At 54.6% G+C, this 19,220-nt stretch carries 19 protein-coding genes; 14 read left to right on the forward strand and 5 right to left on the reverse strand.

Annotation, left to right across the window (positions count from 1 at the left end; all coding sequences use genetic code 11):
* Positions 1 to 9 precede the first annotated feature (9 nt).
* From kdsC to npr, 9 genes are all read left to right on the forward strand, one after another.
* On the forward strand, positions 10 to 576 hold the full coding sequence (gene kdsC / locus L462_RS07355; RefSeq protein WP_014171813.1) for a 3-deoxy-manno-octulosonate-8-phosphatase KdsC: 567 nt from the start codon (positions 10 to 12) through the stop codon (positions 574 to 576).
* Positions 573 to 1,148: an LPS export ABC transporter periplasmic protein LptC gene (lptC, locus tag L462_RS07350; protein ID WP_014171814.1), complete on the forward strand. Its 576-nt coding sequence runs from the start codon at positions 573 to 575 to the stop codon at positions 1,146 to 1,148. Before kdsC ends, lptC begins: the two co-directional genes overlap by 4 nt.
* Complete coding sequence (gene lptA / locus L462_RS07345) at positions 1,117 to 1,671, forward strand: lipopolysaccharide ABC transporter substrate-binding protein LptA (protein WP_020883526.1); 555 nt, start codon at positions 1,117 to 1,119, stop codon at positions 1,669 to 1,671. Before lptC ends, lptA begins: the two co-directional genes overlap by 32 nt.
* 6 nt (positions 1,672 to 1,677) lie before the next feature.
* On the forward strand, positions 1,678 to 2,403 hold the full coding sequence (gene lptB / locus L462_RS07340; protein ID WP_014171816.1) for an LPS export ABC transporter ATP-binding protein: 726 nt from the start codon (positions 1,678 to 1,680) through the stop codon (positions 2,401 to 2,403).
* Between the two features lie 47 nt (positions 2,404 to 2,450).
* Positions 2,451 to 3,884, forward strand: coding sequence for an RNA polymerase factor sigma-54 (gene rpoN, locus L462_RS07335; protein WP_014171817.1), 1,434 nt, complete (start codon positions 2,451 to 2,453; stop codon positions 3,882 to 3,884).
* A gap of 22 nt (positions 3,885 to 3,906) precedes the next feature.
* Positions 3,907 to 4,194 (forward strand): ribosome hibernation promoting factor, encoded by a 288-nt coding sequence (hpf, locus tag L462_RS07330; protein ID WP_014171818.1) that lies wholly within the window; start codon positions 3,907 to 3,909, stop codon positions 4,192 to 4,194.
* An 82-nt stretch (positions 4,195 to 4,276) separates the two neighbouring features.
* Positions 4,277 to 4,768, forward strand: coding sequence for a PTS IIA-like nitrogen regulatory protein PtsN (ptsN, locus tag L462_RS07325; protein ID WP_014171819.1), 492 nt, complete (start codon positions 4,277 to 4,279; stop codon positions 4,766 to 4,768).
* Positions 4,769 to 4,813: 45 nt separating this feature from the next.
* Positions 4,814 to 5,668: an RNase adapter RapZ gene (rapZ, locus tag L462_RS07320; protein WP_014171820.1), complete on the forward strand. Its 855-nt coding sequence runs from the start codon at positions 4,814 to 4,816 to the stop codon at positions 5,666 to 5,668.
* Complete coding sequence (gene npr / locus L462_RS07315) at positions 5,665 to 5,937, forward strand: PTS phosphocarrier protein NPr (protein ID WP_003861872.1); 273 nt, start codon at positions 5,665 to 5,667, stop codon at positions 5,935 to 5,937. Before rapZ ends, npr begins: the two co-directional genes overlap by 4 nt.
* A 38-nt stretch (positions 5,938 to 5,975) precedes the next feature.
* On the opposite strand, the gene mtgA is transcribed toward npr, so the two are convergent.
* The 5 genes from mtgA to lptF form a co-directional block, all read right to left on the reverse strand.
* A complete protein-coding gene (gene mtgA / locus L462_RS07310) occupies positions 5,976 to 6,701 on the reverse strand; it encodes a monofunctional biosynthetic peptidoglycan transglycosylase (RefSeq protein WP_032679051.1) in 726 nt (241 codons plus the stop codon).
* Complete coding sequence (gene elbB / locus L462_RS07305) at positions 6,698 to 7,351, reverse strand: isoprenoid biosynthesis glyoxalase ElbB (protein WP_032679052.1); 654 nt, start codon at positions 7,349 to 7,351, stop codon at positions 6,698 to 6,700. The genes mtgA and elbB overlap by 4 nt, the downstream gene beginning before the upstream one ends.
* Before the next feature lie 230 nt (positions 7,352 to 7,581).
* Positions 7,582 to 9,915: an aerobic respiration two-component sensor histidine kinase ArcB gene (arcB, locus tag L462_RS07300; protein WP_032679053.1), complete on the reverse strand. Its 2,334-nt coding sequence runs from the start codon at positions 9,913 to 9,915 to the stop codon at positions 7,582 to 7,584.
* 135 nt (positions 9,916 to 10,050) lie between these two features.
* Positions 10,051 to 11,133, reverse strand: coding sequence for an LPS export ABC transporter permease LptG (gene lptG / locus L462_RS07295; protein ID WP_020883523.1), 1,083 nt, complete (start codon positions 11,131 to 11,133; stop codon positions 10,051 to 10,053).
* Positions 11,133 to 12,233 (reverse strand): LPS export ABC transporter permease LptF, encoded by a 1,101-nt coding sequence (lptF, locus tag L462_RS07290; RefSeq protein WP_014171825.1) that lies wholly within the window; start codon positions 12,231 to 12,233, stop codon positions 11,133 to 11,135. Before lptF ends, lptG begins: the two co-directional genes overlap by 1 nt.
* A 266-nt stretch (positions 12,234 to 12,499) precedes the next feature.
* Between lptF and pepA the strand changes: the two genes are divergently transcribed.
* The 5 genes from pepA (at position 12,500) to L462_RS07265 (ending at position 19,151) form a co-directional block, all read left to right on the forward strand.
* Complete coding sequence (gene pepA / locus L462_RS07285; protein ID WP_014171826.1) at positions 12,500 to 14,011, forward strand: leucyl aminopeptidase; 1,512 nt, start codon at positions 12,500 to 12,502, stop codon at positions 14,009 to 14,011.
* 111 nt (positions 14,012 to 14,122) lie between these two features.
* Entirely contained in the window at positions 14,123 to 14,566 is a 444-nt protein-coding gene (holC, locus tag L462_RS07280) for a DNA polymerase III subunit chi (RefSeq protein WP_008502815.1), read from the forward strand.
* Positions 14,566 to 17,421: a valine--tRNA ligase gene (locus L462_RS07275; RefSeq protein WP_032679054.1), complete on the forward strand. Its 2,856-nt coding sequence runs from the start codon at positions 14,566 to 14,568 to the stop codon at positions 17,419 to 17,421. Before holC ends, L462_RS07275 begins: the two co-directional genes overlap by 1 nt.
* Before the next feature lie 123 nt (positions 17,422 to 17,544).
* Positions 17,545 to 18,048 carry a GNAT family N-acetyltransferase gene (locus L462_RS07270; RefSeq protein ID WP_020883521.1) on the forward strand — a complete coding sequence of 168 codons (504 nt, stop codon included), beginning with the start codon at positions 17,545 to 17,547 and terminating at the stop codon, positions 18,046 to 18,048.
* A gap of 83 nt (positions 18,049 to 18,131) precedes the next feature.
* Entirely contained in the window at positions 18,132 to 19,151 is a 1,020-nt protein-coding gene (locus L462_RS07265; RefSeq protein ID WP_020883520.1) for an NADPH-dependent aldehyde reductase Ahr, read from the forward strand.
* Positions 19,152 to 19,220 lie beyond the last annotated feature (69 nt).

Consider the following 19,220-nt stretch of genomic DNA (forward strand, 5'->3'; position numbering starts at 1 on the left):
GATAAGACAATGAGTAATGCGGGTGCATCCCTTGCAACCTGTTATGGTCCGGTCAGTACCCATATGATGGCAAAGGCGGAAAACATTCGCCTGCTCATCCTGGATGTGGATGGGGTACTCTCTGATGGCCTGATTTACATGGGCAATAATGGTGAAGAGCTGAAAGCGTTTAACGTTCGCGATGGCTACGGTATTCGTTGTGCGCTCACATCAGGCATCGACGTTGCCATCATCACCGGTCGGAAAGCTAAACTGGTAGAAGACCGTTGTGAAACGTTAGGCATTACCCATCTGTATCAGGGTCAGTCCGATAAGATGGCGGCGTTCAACGATTTACTGGGTAAACTGGCTGTCGCGCCGGAAAACGTGGCCTATGTCGGGGACGATCTGATTGACTGGCCGGTGATGGCTGAAGTCGGTCTGAGTATCGCCGTGGCCGATGCGCATCCGCTGCTGATCCCGCGCGCTGACTATGTCACCCATATCAACGGTGGCCGTGGTGCCGTACGTGAAGTCTGCGATCTGCTTTTGCTGGCGCAGGGCAAGCTTGATGAGGCCAAAGGGCAATCGATATGAGTAAAACCAGACGTTGGGTTATCATTCTGCTTTCGCTTGTCGCACTGGTATTGATTGGCGTGAACCTTGCCGATCGCGACGATACGCAGACGGAAGTGGTCAATACGAGCGAGCCAACTTATAAAAGCGATCACAGTGACACCGTGGTCTACAGCCCGGAAGGTGCGCTGAACTATCGCCTGATTGCCCAGCATGTTGAATATTTTTCAGATGACGGTATTTCGTGGTTTACCCAGCCCGTCATGACCACGTTTGATAAAGACAAAGTGCCGACGTGGTCGATTAAATCTGACCGGGCAAAACTGACGAATGACCGTATGCTTTATCTGTATGGCCACGTTGAAGTCAACGCCCTGACCGCTGACTCACAACTGCGCAAAATCACGACGGATAATGCACAGATCAACCTCGTGACCCAGGACGTGACGTCGCAGGATCTGGTCACACTGTATGGCACAACATTTAATTCCAGCGGTTTAAGAATGCGCGGGAACTTACGCAGCAAAAACGCCGAGCTGATTGAAAAGGTTAGAACCTCCTATGAAATTCAAAACAAACAAACTCAGCCTTAAAGTAATTATCGCCAGTGCGATGCTGGCGACCAGTCTTCCCGCGCTTGCTGTAACGGGCGATACTGACCAGCCTATCCATATCGAGTCCGACACGCAGTCGCTTGATATGCAAGGTAATGTCGTTACCTTTACCGGTAACGTCGTCATGACCCAGGGCACCATCAAAATCAACGCCGACAAAGTGGTCGTTACCCGTCCCGGTGGCGAGCAAGGCAAAGAGATCATTGATGGCTATGGCAACCCGGCAACCTTCTACCAGATGCAGGATAACGGCAAACCCGTGAAAGGCCGCGCCACGCATATGCACTATGAGCTGGCGAAGGACCTGGTCATCCTGACCGGTAACGCTTATCTGGAACAGCTGGACAGCAACATCACCGGCGACCAGATCACCTATCTGGTGAAAGAGCAAAAAATGCAGGCCTCCAGCGAGAAAGGCAAACGCGTAACCACCGTGCTGGTTCCGTCGCAGCTGCAGGACAAAGGTAAGGGTCAGGCCCCGGCACAGAAGAAGAGTAACTAATTCGTTATGGCAACATTAACTGCAAAAAATCTCGCGAAGGCCTATAAGGGCCGCCGTGTCGTAGAAGATGTCAGTCTGACCGTCAACTCCGGCGAAATTGTAGGCCTGCTTGGCCCTAACGGTGCGGGCAAGACCACAACCTTCTACATGGTCGTTGGCATTGTGTCGCGCGATGCGGGCAACATCGTCATTGATGATGAAGATATCAGTCTTCTGCCGCTGCATGCGCGTGCGCGTCGCGGTATCGGCTATCTGCCGCAGGAAGCCTCCATTTTCCGCCGCCTGAGCGTCTTTGATAACCTGATGGCCGTCCTGCAAATTCGTGACGATCTGACCAGTGAACAGCGCCAGGACCGGGCTAACGAGCTGATGGAAGAGTTCCATATCGAACATCTGCGCGACAGCCTCGGTCAGGCGCTGTCCGGCGGTGAACGCCGTCGCGTTGAGATTGCGCGTGCGCTGGCTGCAAACCCGAAATTTATCCTTCTGGATGAACCGTTTGCAGGCGTTGACCCCATCTCCGTTATCGACATTAAACGTATCATTGAGCATCTGCGCGACAGCGGGCTTGGCGTACTGATCACTGACCATAACGTCCGTGAAACGCTGGCCGTGTGCGAACGCGCATACATCGTGAGCCAGGGCAATCTGATCGCCCACGGTACGCCGCAGCAGATCCTCGAAGATGATCATGTTAAGCGTGTCTACCTTGGGGAAGACTTCAGACTCTGATAGGGTAGAGGTAATGTAACGCCGAACCGGAGAAAAATGCTCTGAACATGAAGCAAGGTTTGCAATTACGGCTCAGCCAACAACTGGCGATGACGCCGCAGCTACAGCAGGCGATTCGCCTGTTGCAACTGTCCACCTTAGAACTCCAGCAGGAGCTCCAGCAAGCGCTGGATAGCAATCCGTTGCTGGAGCAAGCCGATCTTCATGAAGAGGTAGATACCCAGCAGTCGCAGGATACTGAAGCACTCGACACCGCCGATGCGCTCGAACAAAAAGAGATGCCGGACGAGCTTCCGCTGGATGCCAGCTGGGATGAAATCTACACCGCCGGAACCCCTTCCGGTACGCGTGCAGACTACCAGGACGATGAGCTACCGGTTTATCAGGGTGAAACTACCCAGTCACTGCAGGATTACCTGATGTGGCAGGTGGAACTTACCCCCTTCTCCGATACTGACCGCGCGATAGCGACATCCATTGTCGATGCCGTGGATGACACCGGTTATCTGACCGTCACGCTGGACGAAATTCTGGAAAGCATGGGTGACGAAGAGATTGAACTCGAGGAGATAGAAGCCGTTCTGAAGCGCATTCAGCGTTTCGATCCGGTTGGGGTGGCCGCAAAAGATCTGCGCGACTGCCTGCTTATCCAGCTTTCTCAGTTCAGCAAAGAGACGCCATGGCTTGATGAAGCCCGCTTGATCATCAGCGACCATCTGGATCTTCTGGCCAATCACGATTTCCGCAGCCTGATGCGCGTCACGCGCCTGAAAGAAGAGGTGCTGAAAGAGGCGGTCAATCTGATTCAGTCCCTCGATCCGCGCCCCGGTCAGTCCATTCAGACCAGCGAACCCGAGTACGTCATCCCGGATGTGCTGGTCAGAAAACACAATGACCGCTGGGTCGTTGAACTGAACTCGGACAGCATCCCTCGCCTGCAAATCAACCAGCAGTATGCCTCCATGTGCACCAGCGTGCGTAACGACTCCGATAATCAATACATTCGTAGCAATTTGCAGGAAGCGCGATGGTTGATCAAAAGTCTGGAGAGCCGAAATGATACGCTGCTCCGCGTAAGCCGCTGTATTGTCGAACAGCAGCAGGCGTTCTTTGAGCAGGGCGAAGAGTATATGAAACCGATGGTGCTGGCGGATATCGCCCAGGCCGTCGAGATGCATGAATCAACCATTTCCCGCGTGACCACGCAGAAGTATCTGCACAGCCCACGCGGTATTTTTGAGCTTAAGTATTTCTTCTCCAGCCATGTGAATACCGAGGGCGGCGGTGAAGCGTCGTCAACGGCCATTCGCGCCCTGGTGAAGAAGTTGATCGCCGCGGAGAACCCCGCGAAGCCACTGAGCGACAGTAAGTTAACCACCATACTGTCCGACCAGGGTATTATGGTGGCACGCCGAACTGTTGCGAAGTATCGAGAGTCTTTATCCATTCCGCCGTCTAACCAGCGTAAACAGCTGGTCTGACACAACCGATAAGGAAGACACTATGCAGCTCAATATCACAGGACATAACGTCGAGATTACTGAGGCTTTACGTGATTTTGTGAATGCTAAATTCGCGAAACTCGAGCAGTATTTCGAAAGGATCAACCAGGTCTATGTTGTATTGAAAGTGGAGAAAGTGACTCATATCTCGGATGCGACCCTGCATGTCAACGGGGGTGAGCTCCATGCCAGTGCGGAAGGGCAAGACATGTACGCTGCTATCGACGGCTTGATTGATAAGCTTGCACGACAGCTCAATAAACATAAAGACAAACTGAAACAACACTAATTGTCCGGGCAGTTAACGGGTGCAGGAAGGCCTGTTGTGAAACACAACAGGCCGTTTGTACAGTTAGCGCTTAGGTGAAATTATGATGAACAACGATTCCGCTCTTCAACTGAGCAATGTCCTTAACCAGGAATGTACGCGCAGTGCTGTTCACTGCCAGAGCAAAAAACGTGCGCTGGAGATCATCAGTGAACTGGCCGCAAAACAGCTGGGCCTGCCGCCGCAGGTCGTGTTCGAAGCGATCCTGACCCGTGAAAAAATGGGCAGTACCGGCATCGGCAACGGCATCGCGATCCCGCACGGCAAACTGGAAGAGGACACCCTGCGTGCCGTCGGTGTGTTTGTGCAGCTGGAGACGCCTATCGCCTTCGATGCCATCGATAATCAGCCCGTCGATCTCCTCTTCGCGCTGCTGGTGCCTGCCGACCAGACGAAAACCCATTTGCATACGCTTTCGCTGGTCGCAAAACGCCTGGCCGATAAAACCATTTGCCGTCGACTGCGCGCAGCCCAAAGTGATGAAGAGCTATATCAAATTATCACTGAAGCAGAAGGCAATCAGGATGATGCATAACCAGGAGATGGCCTTCACATCTGTTGTCCTGAGGAGAAACGGAACATGGTGCTGATGATTGTCAGTGGCCGTTCAGGGTCCGGGAAATCCGTGGCCCTGCGCGCGCTGGAAGACATGGGGTTTTACTGCGTAGATAACCTGCCGGTCGTGCTGTTGCCCGACCTGGCACGCACGCTTGCGGAGAGGCAAATCTCTGCCGCCGTCAGTATCGACGTTCGTAACATGCCTGAATCGCCAGAAATTTTTGAACAGGCAATGAGCAACCTGCCTGATTCATTCTCGCCTCAGCTGCTGTTCCTCGATGCAGACCGCAATACTCTGATCCGTCGCTACAGCGATACCCGTCGTTTGCACCCGCTTTCCAGCAAGAACCTCTCGCTGGAAAGTGCTATCGACGAAGAGAGCGATCTGCTGGAACCGCTGCGTTCCCGTGCTGACCTGATTGTCGATACGTCCGAAATGTCCGTGCATGAGCTGGCGGAAATGCTGCGTACCCGTTTACTGGGCAAACGCGAGCGTGAACTGACGATGGTGTTCGAGTCATTCGGCTTTAAGCACGGTATTCCTATCGATGCGGATTATGTTTTCGACGTGCGCTTCCTGCCGAACCCGCACTGGGATCCGAAGCTGCGTCCAATGACCGGTCTCGATAAGCCCGTCGCGGCCTTCCTCGACAGACACACAGAAGTTCACAATTTTATCTACCAGACGCGAAGCTACCTTGAGCTATGGTTACCTATGCTGGAGACAAACAATCGTAGCTACCTGACCGTGGCGATTGGCTGTACCGGTGGTAAACATCGTTCGGTCTATATCGCCGAACAGCTGGCCGACTATTTCCGCTCACGCGGGAAGAACGTTCAGTCCCGTCATCGCACGCTGGAAAAACGTAAAACATGACCGTAAAACAAACCGTTGAGATCACCAATAAGCTGGGAATGCATGCACGTCCGGCGATGAAACTGTTTGAGCTGATGCAGGGTTTCGATGCAGAAGTTCTGCTGCGTAACGATGAAGGTACCGAGGCGGAAGCGAACAGCGTGATTGCGCTGCTAATGCTGGACTCCGCCAAAGGCCGCCAGATTGAAGTAGAAGCTACCGGTCCACAGGAAGAGGAAGCGCTGGCGGCGGTGATTGCGCTGTTTAACGCCGGGTTTGACGAAGACTAACGCCTCTTTCATGGCGGGTAGCGCTACGCTTACCCGCCTTACATCAATTTATTTCTCGCCATAAACCCTTCCCCTCCCAGCTGCCGCATCTGGCGCATGATCCACGCCTGTCGGTTTCGCACATAGCCTGAGGGTGCATCGGCTTTAAAGCGAATTGGGTTAGGCAAGACCGCGGCCAACAGCGCAGCTTCAGAAAGGCTCAGCCGGCTGGCAGGTTTATTGAAATATCGCTGCGACGCGGCTTCGACACCAAACACGCCATCACCAAACTCGGCAATGTTCAGATAGACCGTCAGAATACGTTTCTTGCTCCAGACCGTTTCCATCCCCAGGGTCAATCCGGCTTCCAGCCCTTTTCGCACCCAGCTACGGCCATCCCACAAAAACAGGTTTTTGGCCGTCTGTTGTGACAGCGTCGATGCGCCGCGCACGCGGTTTTCATGGCGTTCGTTATGGGCAAGCGCTTTCTCGATTGCCGCCACGTCAAACCCCCAGTGCTCCGGGAATTTCTGATCCTCCGCCGCTATCACCGCCAGCCCCATCCACGGGGAGATTTCATCTGTGCTCACCCAGTCAGAGTGGGCAACATAGCTGAAGTCACCGGTGAACCACGCGCTCAGCTGACGCTCAACCATCACGGCAGAAAACGGAACCGGCAGAATGCTGAATAATGCCAGTCCGCCGCCCCAGAACACCGCCAGCACCAGCACGGTACGCCAAAGAATACGTTTTACCCAGGCGCCTGCGGCGAATTGACGCCTCATTCAGTCAGCACCAGCACTCTGGCCACCAGCTTTTCAATGCCTGAAGCGGCTTCCGCGATAGTCTGCGCCAGCATATACGCAGGTGTGGTGACGATTTTATTGTCTTCATCCACCACAATGTCATCCACCGGACAAGGGATGTGCTCGCCTCCCATCTCCTCGATGATTTCCGCTGTATCAATATCGGTCCCGATGGTCAGGCGCAGCGGGAAATCAAAAATTGTCGGAAGCATGGCCGGAGCGATACAGATAAAGCCCTGCGGTTTACCCGCCGCATGCATGGCCTGTGATAATGCTTTTAAATGCGGATCAACCTGACACCCGGCGCCTTGCGTGGCAAACGTGCTGAGGTTTTTAGCCGCCCCAAACCCGCCCGGCACAATTAACGCATCAAGCTCTGCCGCGTCCGCCTGAACCAGAGGATGAATTTCGCCACGCGCAATACGCGCGGCTTCAATCAGGACGTTACGGGTTTCCGCCATCGGCTCCCCGGTCAGATGATTAATGACATCAGCCTGATTTTTGTCTGGCGCGAAGCAAATGACTTCAGCCCCCTCTCTTGCCAGGGCCAGCAATGTGATGACGGCTTCGTGTATCTCAGAACCATCGTAAACGCCACATCCGCTCAGTACGACACCAATCTTTTTCATCATGACGATCCTTCTCTGCAACTCGCTGAAGCACATAATTAATTTTGATTAAAACGCTATGCTTCACACATTTCACTGATTCCTGTAACAAACCATTTAAGATTTGCTATCTTATTTGCGTGCGGCCTAAATTTTCAGGCGGCGTCCATACGAAAACAACACAAAAAACAGGCGCAGCCACAATTTCCCTGGTGTTGGCGCAGTATTCGCGCACCCCGGTTAAGCCGGGGTCATTTTTTTCTGGCGTCCACCCAGGCTTTAAGCACCGCCACATCGTTCTGCCACTCTTGTTTCATCTCTTCAACCCAATCACCTACGTTATCTTCCCAGGCAGGTAAATCAGGTGACTGAATCTGTTGTCCCAGCTGTTGCAGGTGACGTAAGCCGACCGAGCCGGCCGCACCTTTGATTTTATGCCCTTCTTCCACAATGCCTTTCTGATCCCGCGCTGTCAGATTTGACTCCAGCACGCTCAGATAGCCCGGCATCATTTTTTCAAATACCGCCAGACCGTCGGTAATCAGTTTTGGACCAACCAGATCGATGTACTGCTCCAGCATCGCGGTATCGAGTATCGTTTGGGCTTTCGCGCTATCCACAGACGTCATGGTGTTCTCCTCTTCATCATGGGTATCCCAGAACTTCTTGATCATGGCGGTCAGGGCAGGCACCGCCAGCGGCTTGCTAAGTACATCATCCATACCGGCATCGAGGTACTCTTTTTTATCTTTCAGCACGTTCGCCGTCAACGCCACCAGCGGCGGCAGTTCGTCGGCAGCGTACTGGCTCGTCAGTTCACGGGAAATATCCAGCCCGGTCATGTCCGGCAACTGAATATCCAGCAGAACGAGATCATATTCACCCGGCTTAAACATCTCCAGCGCGGCTTTACCGGTCATCGCCACATCCACACTGTTGCCCAGTTTTTCCAGGACAGAGCGTGCGACAATCACGTTAAGCTCAATATCTTCCACCAGAAGGACATGCAGCGCGGGCAGCGGCATATCGTCGTTTTCGAAGGTATCTTCCACCTCTTCCGCCACCGCCGGCGCGTGCACCGTCAGCGTGAAGGTTGAGCCTTTGCCCGGATGGCTGGCGACGGTAATATCACCGCCCATGCTCTTCGCAAGACGTTTAGACACCGCCAGACCAATTCCCGTGCCGGTAGCGGGCTTGCCGCCGTTGCTGTCCTTCACCTGATAGTACATCGCAAAGATTTTGTCCTGCTCTTCCTGCGGAATCCCAATGCCGGAGTCTTCCACCTCAAAGTGCAGCATGTCGCCCTGGTCATAGCGAATACGTACCGAGACCTGCCCTTTCTGGGTAAATTTGACCGCATTGCTGATAAGGTTCCACAGGATCTGGCGCAGACGCGTGCCGTCGGTAACCACCTTGTGCGGCAGCGGCAGCGTGGGATCCATGACAAAGCTCAGCCCCTTCTGTTGCGCCTGCAAACCCGACAGGTTTTCCAGATCGGCAAGGAAACCGGTGAAATCAACCGGCTGGTTATCAAGCTGCACTTTGCGGCGTTCCATCTTATCCATATCGATAATATCGTTGAAGATATTCCCCAGCGTGACCGCTGAGACATGGATGGTTTTAAGGTATTTTTCCTGTTCTGCGGTGAGATCGGTGTCCAGCAGAATGCGGCTCAGGCCGACAATTCCGTTAAGTGGCGTACGCAGTTCATGGCTGATGGTGGAGATGAAGGTGGTTTTATCGCGGCTGGCACGTTCAAGGGCATCCTGATAGCGCTTACGCTCGGTGATATCGCGGCCAAACCCCATCAGACCGTGGCGTTTCCCCACGCGGTCGTAGTACGGCACCTTACGGATCTCAAAGCAGGCTTTGCGCCCGTCGGGGTAATCCAGCCACTGTTCATAGGTCAGCGAAACGTTATGACGGAACACTTTTTCGTCCGTCTCCATCACTTTGGCGGCCGCCTCTTCGGAGTATACGTCCTGCGGCTTCAGGTGAATCAGCTGCTTCTCACTCTTCCCGGTCAGCAGTTCCATCGCCCGGTTACAGCCGGAAAACTCTTTATCTTCATTACGGTAGAAAACCAGATCCGGTGATGCATCAAGGAACGAGCGCAGGAAAGAGGATTGCTGCTCAAGCTGGATCTGCGTCACCTCGCGCTCTTTCATTTCGATTTTCAGCTGCTCCAGCGTCGCCTGGCGTTCAGCCTCCGCCTTCTCACGATCCGAAATCTCCTGGTTCAGTTGGGCGATATTATCCTTTAGCTGAACGTTGAGCTTCAGATCGCGATCGCGCATCTCTTCCAGTTTATCGACCAGTTTTGACAGGCGCTGACGGGACTCCTCCAGTTGTTCAACTACCACAGAGAGGAAATAGACCGCCCAGGGTGTAATCAGCAAGCCAAAGAAGATGGAGCGGATCACGTCGATACTCTCGACCTGACCGTGCAGAACCATGGTTACGGCCATCTGTACGACAATGGCCAGAACGACCAGCGCCAGTGCCAGCAGCATGGAGAAACGCACCAGCCCAAGCTTCATCATCAGATCGACGTAGTACTGGGCCAGCATTCGAATTTGCTTCATAGAGGATCCCTTCACGACTTTATCGCTCAATAATACTCAAATTCGCGGCGGGGCGTTGAAGGTTGTGAGAAAAAGTGCGGGGTGAAACAGGAGATTAGCCTCGCTTCCGGTTCGCCGGAAGCGAGGAGAGGTCTGTCAGGAGCGTTTCAGCATCAGCCAGAGGCTGATCAGGAAGAAGCTGGCGCTCGGCAGCAGCGCGCCGATAACAGGCGGAATGCCATAAACCAGCGTCAGCGGGCCGAAGATCTGATCGAGAACGTAGAATACAAAGCCGAAGCTGATCCCGGTCACCACGCGCACGCCCATCGGCACGCTACGCAACGGGCCAAAGATAAACGACAGTGCCATCAGCATCATCACCGCCACGGACAACGGCTGGAAGATTTTGCTCCACATGTTGAGCTGATAACGTCCGGCGTCCTGTCCGCTCGACTTCAGGTATTTCACGTAGTTGTGCAAACCACTGATGGAGAGAGCGTCAGGATCCAGCGCCACCACGCCGAGTTTGTCCGGCGTGAGTTTGGTTTTCCACATGCCCGACACCGTCTGAGAGCCGGAGATCTGTTTTGGATCGGTCAGGTCTGACTCATCCACCTGCGACAACCGCCACTGCTTATGCTCGGCGTCAAACTTGGCCGAAGAGGCGTGACGCACGGAGAGCAAACGACGATCGTCATTGAAGGTGTAAATACTCACGCCTCCCAGTTCGTCATCGCCCTTCACACGCTCGATATAGACGAAGCTGTCACCATCTTTTGCCCACAACCCTTGCTGCGTTGAGAGCAATGAGCCACCGTACATCGCCTGCGCACGATAGTTACGCGCCATCTGCTCACCCTGCGGTGCCACCCACTCGCCAATTGCCATGGTCAACAGCACCAGCGGGATCGCGGTTTTCATCACCGACAGTGCAACCTGCATACGGGTGAAGCCCGAAGCCTGCATAACAACCAGTTCACTGCGCTGTGCCAGCATCCCTAAGCCCAACAGCGCACCCAGCAGGGCTGCCATCGGGAAGAAGATCTGCACATCTTTTGGCACGCTGAGCAGGGTATACATGCCCGCACCCAGCGCGTCATAGCTCCCCTGCCCGGCTTTTTTCAACTGATCGACAAATTTGATAATGCCGGAGAGCGACACCAGCATGAACAACGTCATCATGATGGTGGAAAAAATAGTTTTACCGATATAGCGGTCAAGAACGCCAAACGCCTGCATTAGAGGGCTCCTTTACGCGAGAAGCGGGCACGAATGCGGCGCACAGGCACCGTATCCCACAGGTTGAGTCCCACCGCCAGCAGCAGATACAGACCATTGACCACCCAGGTCCAGACGAACGGGTCAATTTTACCCTTACCACCGTTAGACTTAATTGAGGTCTGCAACAGGAAGAACACCAGGTACAGCAGCATGGCTGGCAACATTGACAGCACGCGTCCCTGACGTGGGTTAACCACACTCAGCGGAACGACCATCAGAGCCATCATAAATACGGCGAATACTAGCGTGATACGCCAGTGCAGTTCGGCACGCGCACGGTTGTTGTCCGTATTGAACAGGGTACGCATATCCATTTGCTCGGTATCACTTGGATCGAGCGCCACGGTCTGGTGACCAATAATGGCCTGGTAGTTCTGGAAATCGGTGATGCGGAAATCGCGCAGCATCGCAGTGCCTTCGAAGCGCGTGCCTTTATTCAGCGTCACTACCTGAGAGCCATCTTTACGCTGTGACAGTTGACCCGAATCGGCCACCACGACGGAAGGACGGGCATTCCCTTTGGTGCGGAGCTGAGCAAGGAACACATCGTTAAAGCGGCTACCATCCACGCTTTCGATAAAGAGAACAGAATTCCCGTCCGTCGCCTGCTGGAACTGGCCCTGCGCCAGTGCGGCCATACCCGGGTTTGCTTTGGCTTCTGCCAGCACTTCATCCTGGTGACGGGAAGACGTTGGGCCCGCCCACATCACATTCACCGCCGCAACGATACCTGTGAAAAGCGCCAGAACCATAGCGGCTTTCACCAGTACGGCTTTACTCAAGCCGCAGGCGTGCATCACGGTGATTTCACTCTCGGTATAAAGCTTGCCGAGCGTCATGAGCAGACCGAGGAAAAGACTTAGCGGCAGGATAAGCTGCGCCATTTCCGGGATCCCTAAACCAAGCAGGGAAAGCACCAGATTCGTAGGAATTTCGCCGTCAACGGCCGCACCGAGGATCCTGACCAGCTTCTGACAGAAAAAAATCAGCAGCAGGATGAAGAGGATCGCCAGCTGGCTTTTGAGCGTCTCCCGCACCAGATATCTTATGATTATCACTTTAAATACGCCCGTAAAAACCCGTCTCTTTGCTGGAAAATCGCTTGTTTCATGGCTTAAACGTCATTTATTCTCTTGAGTCGTCGAAATCATCGCTAAGATTAAAACATCCGGCGGATTCACGCTTCAGGACTTTTTCTGACGTGTCGAAACCGTAGTAACGTAAGATTAACACGAAGTCACCACAACAGCGGACATGAGTTACGAAAGGTTTCAATTCTATCTGTAGCAGCCGCTGTTGTCTTTAAGATTCAGGAGCGTAGTGCATGGAGTTCAGTGTAAAAAGCGGTAGCCCGGAGAAACAGCGGAGTGCCTGCATCGTTGTGGGCGTCTTTGAACCACGCCGACTCTCCCCGATCGCCGAGCAACTCGATAAGATCAGTGATGGCTACATCAGCGCCCTGCTGCGCCGTGGCGAACTGGAAGGCAAACCTGGGCAGACGCTGTTACTGCACCATGTTCCAAACGTACTGTCCGAACGTATTCTGCTGATTGGCTGCGGTAAAGAGCGCGAGCTGGATGAACGTCAGTATAAGCAGGTTATTCAGAAAACGATTAATACGCTGAATGATACCGGCTCAATGGAAGCCGTTTGCTTCCTGACCGAACTGCACGTCAAAGGCCGTAACACCTACTGGAAAGTGCGTCAGGCGGTCGAAACGGCAAAAGAGAGCCTGTACAGCTTCGATCAGCTTAAAACCAACAAAAGCGAGCCGCGTCGCCCGCTGCGTAAGATGGTCTTTAACGTACCGACCCGTCGCGAGCTGACCAGCGGTGAACGCGCTATCCAGCACGGTCTGGCGATTGCTGCCGGGATTAAAGCCGCAAAAGATCTGGGCAATATGCCGCCTAACATCTGTAACGCAGCCTATCTGGCCTCTCAGGCACGTCAGCTGGCTGACGCCTACAGTAAGAATGTCATCACCCGCGTCATCGGCGAACAGCAGATGAAAGAGCTGGGAATGCACTCCTATCTGGCAGTCGGCAACGGCTCCCAGAATGAGTCGCTGATGTCGGTTATCGAATACAAAGGTAACCCGTCTGAAGATGCGCGTCCGATTGTGCTGGTTGGTAAGGGTCTGACCTTCGATTCCGGCGGTATCTCCATCAAGCCTGCCGAAGGCATGGACGAGATGAAGTACGACATGTGTGGTGCAGCAGCAGTGTATGGCGTGATGCGTATGGTGGCGGAACTTCAGCTGCCGATAAACGTCATTGGCGTGCTGGCGGGCTGTGAAAACATGCCTGGCGGTCGTGCGTACCGTCCGGGTGACGTTCTGACGACCATGTCCGGCCAGACCGTTGAAGTGCTGAACACCGACGCCGAAGGCCGTCTGGTGCTGTGCGACGTGCTGACCTACGTTGAGCGCTTCGAGCCTGAAGCGGTCATCGACGTGGCCACGCTGACCGGTGCCTGTGTGATTGCGCTGGGCCATCACATCACCGGGCTGATGTCGAACCACAATCCTCTGGCGCACGAGCTGATTGGCGCGTCCGAACAGGCCGGTGACCGCGCATGGCGTCTGCCGCTGGGTGACGAGTACCAGGAACAGCTGGAGTCTAATTTCGCCGATATGGCGAACATCGGCGGTCGTCCTGGCGGGGCAATTACTGCGGGCTGCTTCCTGGCGCGCTTTACCCGTAAGTACAACTGGGCGCATCTGGATATCGCAGGTACCGCCTGGCGTTCCGGTAAGGCCAAAGGCGCAACCGGTCGTCCGGTCGCGTTACTGTCGCAGTTCCTGCTCAATCGTGCGGGTTTTAACGGCGAAGAGTAATTGCCGTCAGATGCCCGGTAGCGCTACGCTTACCGGGCCTACGGAAAGATGCCGTTTGTAGGCCGGGTCAGCCCGGCCTTGCATTTAAATCCACAACAAGAAGCCCCATATATGAAGAATGCAACGTTCTACCTTCTGGACAACGACACCCATCAGGACGGCCTCAGCGCAGTTGAACAGCTGGTGTGTGAAATTGCCGCAGAACGTTGGCGCGCAGGTAAACGCGTTCTGATTGCCTGCGAAGATGAGCAGCAGGCCATCCGCCTTGACGAAGCACTCTGGGCACGCCCGCCGGAGAGTTTTGTTCCGCATAATCTGTCTGGCGAAGGCCCTCGTGGCGGCGCACCGGTAGAGATTGCCTGGCCGCAAAAGCGCAACAGCAGCGCGCGCGATATTCTGATTAGCCTGCGGATAGATTTTGCAGATTTTGCCACCGCTTTCACAGAAGTGGTAGACTTTGTCCCTTACGAAGAATCTTTGAAACAACTGGCGCGCGAACGCTATAAAGCGTACCGCCTGGCTGGTTTTAACCTGAATACGGCAACCTGGAAATAATGGAAAAGACATATAACCCACGCGATATCGAACAGCCGCTTTACGAGCACTGGGAACAGCAGGGCTATTTCAAGCCTAACGGCGATGAAAGCAAAGAGTCCTTCTGCATCATGATCCCACCGCCGAACGTCACCGGCAGTTTGCATATGGGTCATGCCTTCCAGCAGACCATCATGGATACCATGATCCGCTACCAGCGCATGCAGGGCAAAAACACCCTGTGGCAGGCGGGGACTGACCACGCGGGTATCGCGACCCAGATGGTGGTTGAGCGTAAAATTGCCGCTGAAGAAGGTAAAACCCGCCACGACTACGGTCGCGACGCGTTCATCGATAAAATCTGGCAGTGGAAAGCAGAGTCCGGCGGTACCATCACCCGTCAGATGCGCCGTCTTGGCAACTCCGTGGACTGGGAGCGCGAGCGCTTCACCATGGACGAAGGCCTTTCCAACGCCGTTAAAGAAGTGTTTGTCCGTCTGTACAAAGAAGACCTGATTTACCGTGGCAAGCGCCTGGTAAACTGGGACCCTAAACTGCGCACCGCTATCTCCGACCTGGAAGTGGAAAACCGTGAGTCTAAAGGCTCCATGTGGCATATCCGCTATCCGCTGGCCGACGGTGCTAAAACGGCAGACGGTAAAGATTACCTGGTGGTAGCGACCACCCGTCCGGAAACCCTGCTGGGCGATACCGGCGTGGCCGTTAACCCGGAAGATCCGCGTTATAAAGATCTGATTGGCAAATTCGTGGTGCTGCCGCTGGTTAACCGCCGCATTCCCGTTGTGGGCGATGAACACGCCGACATGGAAAAAGGCACCGGCTGTGTGAAAATCACCCCGGCACACGACTTCAACGACTACGAAGTGGGCCGTCGTCACGCCCTGCCAATGATCAACATTCTGACGTTCGACGGTGATATCCGTGAAAGCGCGGAAGTGTATGACACCAAAGGTAACGAATCCGACGTTTACTCCAGCGACATTCCGGCTGAATTCCAGAAAATGGAACGTTTTGCCGCGCGTAAAGCGATTGTCGCTGCAGTGGATGCACTCGGCCTGCTGGAAGAGATCAAACCTCACGATCTGACCGTGCCGTACGGCGACCGTGGTGGTGTTGTTATCGAGCCAATGCTGACCGACCAGTGGTACGTGCGCGCCGACGTGCTGGCGAAACCGGCTGTTGAAGCGGTCGAGAACGGCGACATCCAGTTCGTGCCGAAGCAGTATGAAAACATGTACTTCTCCTGGATGCGTGATATTCAGGACTGGTGTATCTCCCGTCAGCTGTGGTGGGGCCACCGTATCCCGGCCTGGTACGACAGTGAAGGCAACGTCTATGTTGGCCGCAGCGAAGATGAAGTTCGTCAGGAAAACAACCTGAGTGCCGATGTCGCCCTGCGTCAGGACGAAGACGTACTGGACACCTGGTTCTCCTCCGCACTGTGGACCTTCTCCACGCTGGGCTGGCCGGAGAACACCGACGCGCTGCGTCAGTTCCACCCAACCAGCGTGATGGTGTCCGGCTTCGACATCATCTTCTTCTGGATCGCCCGCATGATCATGATGACCATGCACTTCATCAAAGATGAAAACGGCAAGCCACAGGTTCCGTTCCATACCGTCTACATGACCGGTCTGATTCGTGACGACGAAGGCCAGAAGATGTCCAAGTCCAAGGGTAACGTTATCGACCCGCTGGACATGGTTGACGGTATCTCCCTCGAAGAGCTGCTGGAAAAACGTACCGGCAACATGATGCAACCGCAGCTGGCGGAGAAGATCCGCAAGCGTACTGAGAAACAGTTCCCGAATGGGATCGAACCTCACGGTACTGATGCCCTGCGTTTCACTCTGGCGGCACTGGCTTCAACCGGTCGTGACATCAACTGGGACATGAAGCGCCTGGAAGGTTACCGTAACTTCTGTAACAAGCTGTGGAACGCCAGCCGCTTCGTGCTGATGAACACCGAAGATCAGGATTGCGGCTTCAACGGCGGCGAGATGACCCTGTCTCTGGCCGATCGCTGGATCCTGGCAGAGTTCAACCAGACGGTGAAAGCCTTCCGCGAAGCGCTGGACAGCTACCGCTTCGATATCGCGGCGGGCATTCTGTATGAATTCACCTGGAACCAGTTCTGTGACTGGTACCTTGAGCTGGCAAAACCGGTAATGAACGGCGGTTCTGAAGCGGAACTGCGCGGTACGCGCAACACGCTGATTACCGTTCTGGAAGGTCTGCTGCGTCTGGCGCACCCGATTATTCCATTCATCACCGAAACCATCTGGCAGCGTGTGAAAGTGATTGCCGGCATCAACGCCGACACCATCATGCTGCAGCCGTTCCCGGAATTCGATGCAGCGAAGGCCGATGAAGCGGCGTCAGCCGATACCGAATGGCTGAAACAGGCGATCGTGGCGGTACGTAATATCCGTGCCGAAATGAACATCGCCCCGGGTAAACCTCTGGAGCTGCTGCTGCGCGGTTGCAGTGAGGCTGCTGTTCGCCGTGTCACCGAGAACAACACCTTCCTGAAAACCATGGCGCGTCTGGAAAGCATCACCGTGCTGCCTGCGGATGACAAAGGTCCGGTATCCGTGACCAAAATCATCGACGGCGCCGAGCTGCTGATCCCGATGGCAGGTCTTATCGACAAAGACGCTGAGCTGGCTCGCCTGGCAAAAGAAGTGGCTAAGGTCGATGTGGAAATTGGCAAAATCGAAAGCAAACTGGCGAATGAAGGCTTTGTTGCCCGCGCGCCGGAAGCGGTTATCGCGAAAGAACGTGAGCGTCTGGTTGCCTTCGCCGATGCTAAGACCAAACTGATCGAGCAGCAGGCGGTTATTGCAGCCCTGTAATGCTTTTACCCCTTACGCTTCAGGGCGTAAGGGGTATCCTTCCTGAAAACTCCTCGCTTGCGCTCCCTTTACTGCGGTGCTATTAACAGCAGTTGTGTGTCAATTTTTGTAATGAGTAAGACTATGAGCGTGATTACCCCCGTCGCGACGACGATGCGTCGGATCACTGAGCAGGATAACCCGGCTATTGCCGCCGTTATCCGAACGGTTTCCGCTGAGTATGGCCTGACCGCCGACAAAGGTTATACCGTTGCCGACCCGAATCTGGATGAGCTGTTTCAGCTGTACAGCCAGCCGGGCTACGCCTATTGGGTTATTGAGCAGAACGGCCAGGTCGTGGGCGGCGGTGGCGTGGCGCCTTTAAGCTGCAGCGAGCCGGATATCTGCGAACTGCAAAAAATGTATTTCCTGCCATCAGTACGCGGGCAAGGGCTGGCGAAAAAGCTGGCGCTTATCGCCCTTGAACATGCGCGTACTCAGGGCTTTAAACGCTGTTACCTGGAAACAACCGCCTTCCTCAAAGAGGCCATTGGCCTGTATGAACATCTGGGCTTTACGCATATTGATGCGCCGCTGGGCTGTACCGGCCACGTCGATTGCGAAGTCAGGATGCTGAAAACTCTGTAAAGGGCATTCCTGCCCTCTTCTGTTAAGCGACTGTAAACTGAATGCTCTACACTCTCAGTTCACACCATAACGGGGGAAACACGATGTCGAAGATAAAAAGCTACGCCGCACCGCAGGCGGGTGCAGAACTTGAGCTGTACGAATACGATGCGGGCGACCTAAAAGCAGAAGACGTCGAAGTGCAGGTTGATTACTGCGGGATCTGCCACTCCGATCTCTCCATGATCGACAATGAATGGGGCTTCTCACAGTATCCACTGATTGCCGGCCACGAAGTCATTGGCCGCGTTGTGGCGCTCGGTAGCGCCGCACAGGACAAAGGTCTTAAGGTCGGCCAGCGCGTGGGTATTGGCTGGACGGCGCGCAGCTGTGGTCACTGCGATGCCTGTATCAGCGGTAACCAAATCAACTGCCTCGAAGGCGCAGTCCCTACCATTCTGAACAAAGGCGGTTTCGCCGATAAACTGCGTGCCGACTGGCAATGGGTTATTCCCCTGCCGGACAGCATTGATATCGAATCTGCCGGTCCGCTTCTGTGCGGCGGTATCACCGTATTCAAACCGCTGCTGATGCATCATGTCACCGCCACCAGCCGTGTGGGTGTCATCGGGATTGGTGGTCTGGGCCATATCGCAATTAAACTGCTGCATGCGATGGGCTGTGAAGTCACGGCGTTTAGCTCGAACCCGGCCAAAGAGAAAGAAGTGCTGGCGATGGGTGCGGATAAGGTAGTCAACAGCCGCGATCCGCAAGCGCTCAAATCGCTGGCAGGTCAGTTTGATCTGATCATCAATACCGTTAACGTCGATCTCGACTGGCAACCGTACTTTGAAGCGCTGGCCCACGGCGGTAACTTCCACACCGTCGGTGCGGTGATGAAGCCGCTGCCGGTGCCTGCGTTTACGCTGATCGGGGGGGATCGCAGCGTCTCCGGTTCCGCAACCGGTACGCCGTTCGAATTGCGCAAACTGATGAAGTTTGCCGGGCGCACTAAAGTGGCGCCCACCACCGAACTGTATCCGATGTCTAAGATCAACGAAGCTATCCAGCATGTGCGTGACGGTAAAGCTCGTTATCGCGTGGTGTTGAAAGCGGATTTTTGATGTGAACGCGCGGGATGCGTGCGGCCTGATTGCACGCATCGCCACCCTCTCCCGTCGGGAGAGGGTGGA

Source organism: Enterobacter sp. BIDMC 26 (assembly GCF_000534435.1).
Taxonomy (GTDB): domain Bacteria; phylum Pseudomonadota; class Gammaproteobacteria; order Enterobacterales; family Enterobacteriaceae; genus Enterobacter; species Enterobacter ludwigii.

Coding starts and splice junctions, on each gene's coding strand:
- holC (WP_008502815.1), top strand. CDS start 14,123: ATGAAGAATGCAACGTTCTACCTTCTGGACAACGACACCCATCAGGAC.
- elbB (WP_032679052.1), bottom strand. CDS start 7,351: ATGAAAAAGATTGGTGTCGTACTGAGCGGATGTGGCGTTTACGATGGT.
- lptG (WP_020883523.1), bottom strand. CDS start 11,133: ATGCAGGCGTTTGGCGTTCTTGACCGCTATATCGGTAAAACTATTTTT.
- lptC (WP_014171814.1), top strand. CDS start 573: ATGAGTAAAACCAGACGTTGGGTTATCATTCTGCTTTCGCTTGTCGCA.
- pepA (WP_014171826.1), top strand. CDS start 12,500: ATGGAGTTCAGTGTAAAAAGCGGTAGCCCGGAGAAACAGCGGAGTGCC.
- L462_RS07275 (WP_032679054.1), top strand. CDS start 14,566: ATGGAAAAGACATATAACCCACGCGATATCGAACAGCCGCTTTACGAG.
- mtgA (WP_032679051.1), bottom strand. CDS start 6,701: ATGAGGCGTCAATTCGCCGCAGGCGCCTGGGTAAAACGTATTCTTTGG.
- L462_RS07265 (WP_020883520.1), top strand. CDS start 18,132: ATGTCGAAGATAAAAAGCTACGCCGCACCGCAGGCGGGTGCAGAACTT.
- rpoN (WP_014171817.1), top strand. CDS start 2,451: ATGAAGCAAGGTTTGCAATTACGGCTCAGCCAACAACTGGCGATGACG.
- kdsC (WP_014171813.1), top strand. CDS start 10: ATGAGTAATGCGGGTGCATCCCTTGCAACCTGTTATGGTCCGGTCAGT.
- lptB (WP_014171816.1), top strand. CDS start 1,678: ATGGCAACATTAACTGCAAAAAATCTCGCGAAGGCCTATAAGGGCCGC.
- L462_RS07270 (WP_020883521.1), top strand. CDS start 17,545: ATGAGCGTGATTACCCCCGTCGCGACGACGATGCGTCGGATCACTGAG.
- rapZ (WP_014171820.1), top strand. CDS start 4,814: ATGGTGCTGATGATTGTCAGTGGCCGTTCAGGGTCCGGGAAATCCGTG.
- hpf (WP_014171818.1), top strand. CDS start 3,907: ATGCAGCTCAATATCACAGGACATAACGTCGAGATTACTGAGGCTTTA.
- lptA (WP_020883526.1), top strand. CDS start 1,117: ATGAAATTCAAAACAAACAAACTCAGCCTTAAAGTAATTATCGCCAGT.
- npr (WP_003861872.1), top strand. CDS start 5,665: ATGACCGTAAAACAAACCGTTGAGATCACCAATAAGCTGGGAATGCAT.
- ptsN (WP_014171819.1), top strand. CDS start 4,277: ATGATGAACAACGATTCCGCTCTTCAACTGAGCAATGTCCTTAACCAG.
- arcB (WP_032679053.1), bottom strand. CDS start 9,915: ATGAAGCAAATTCGAATGCTGGCCCAGTACTACGTCGATCTGATGATG.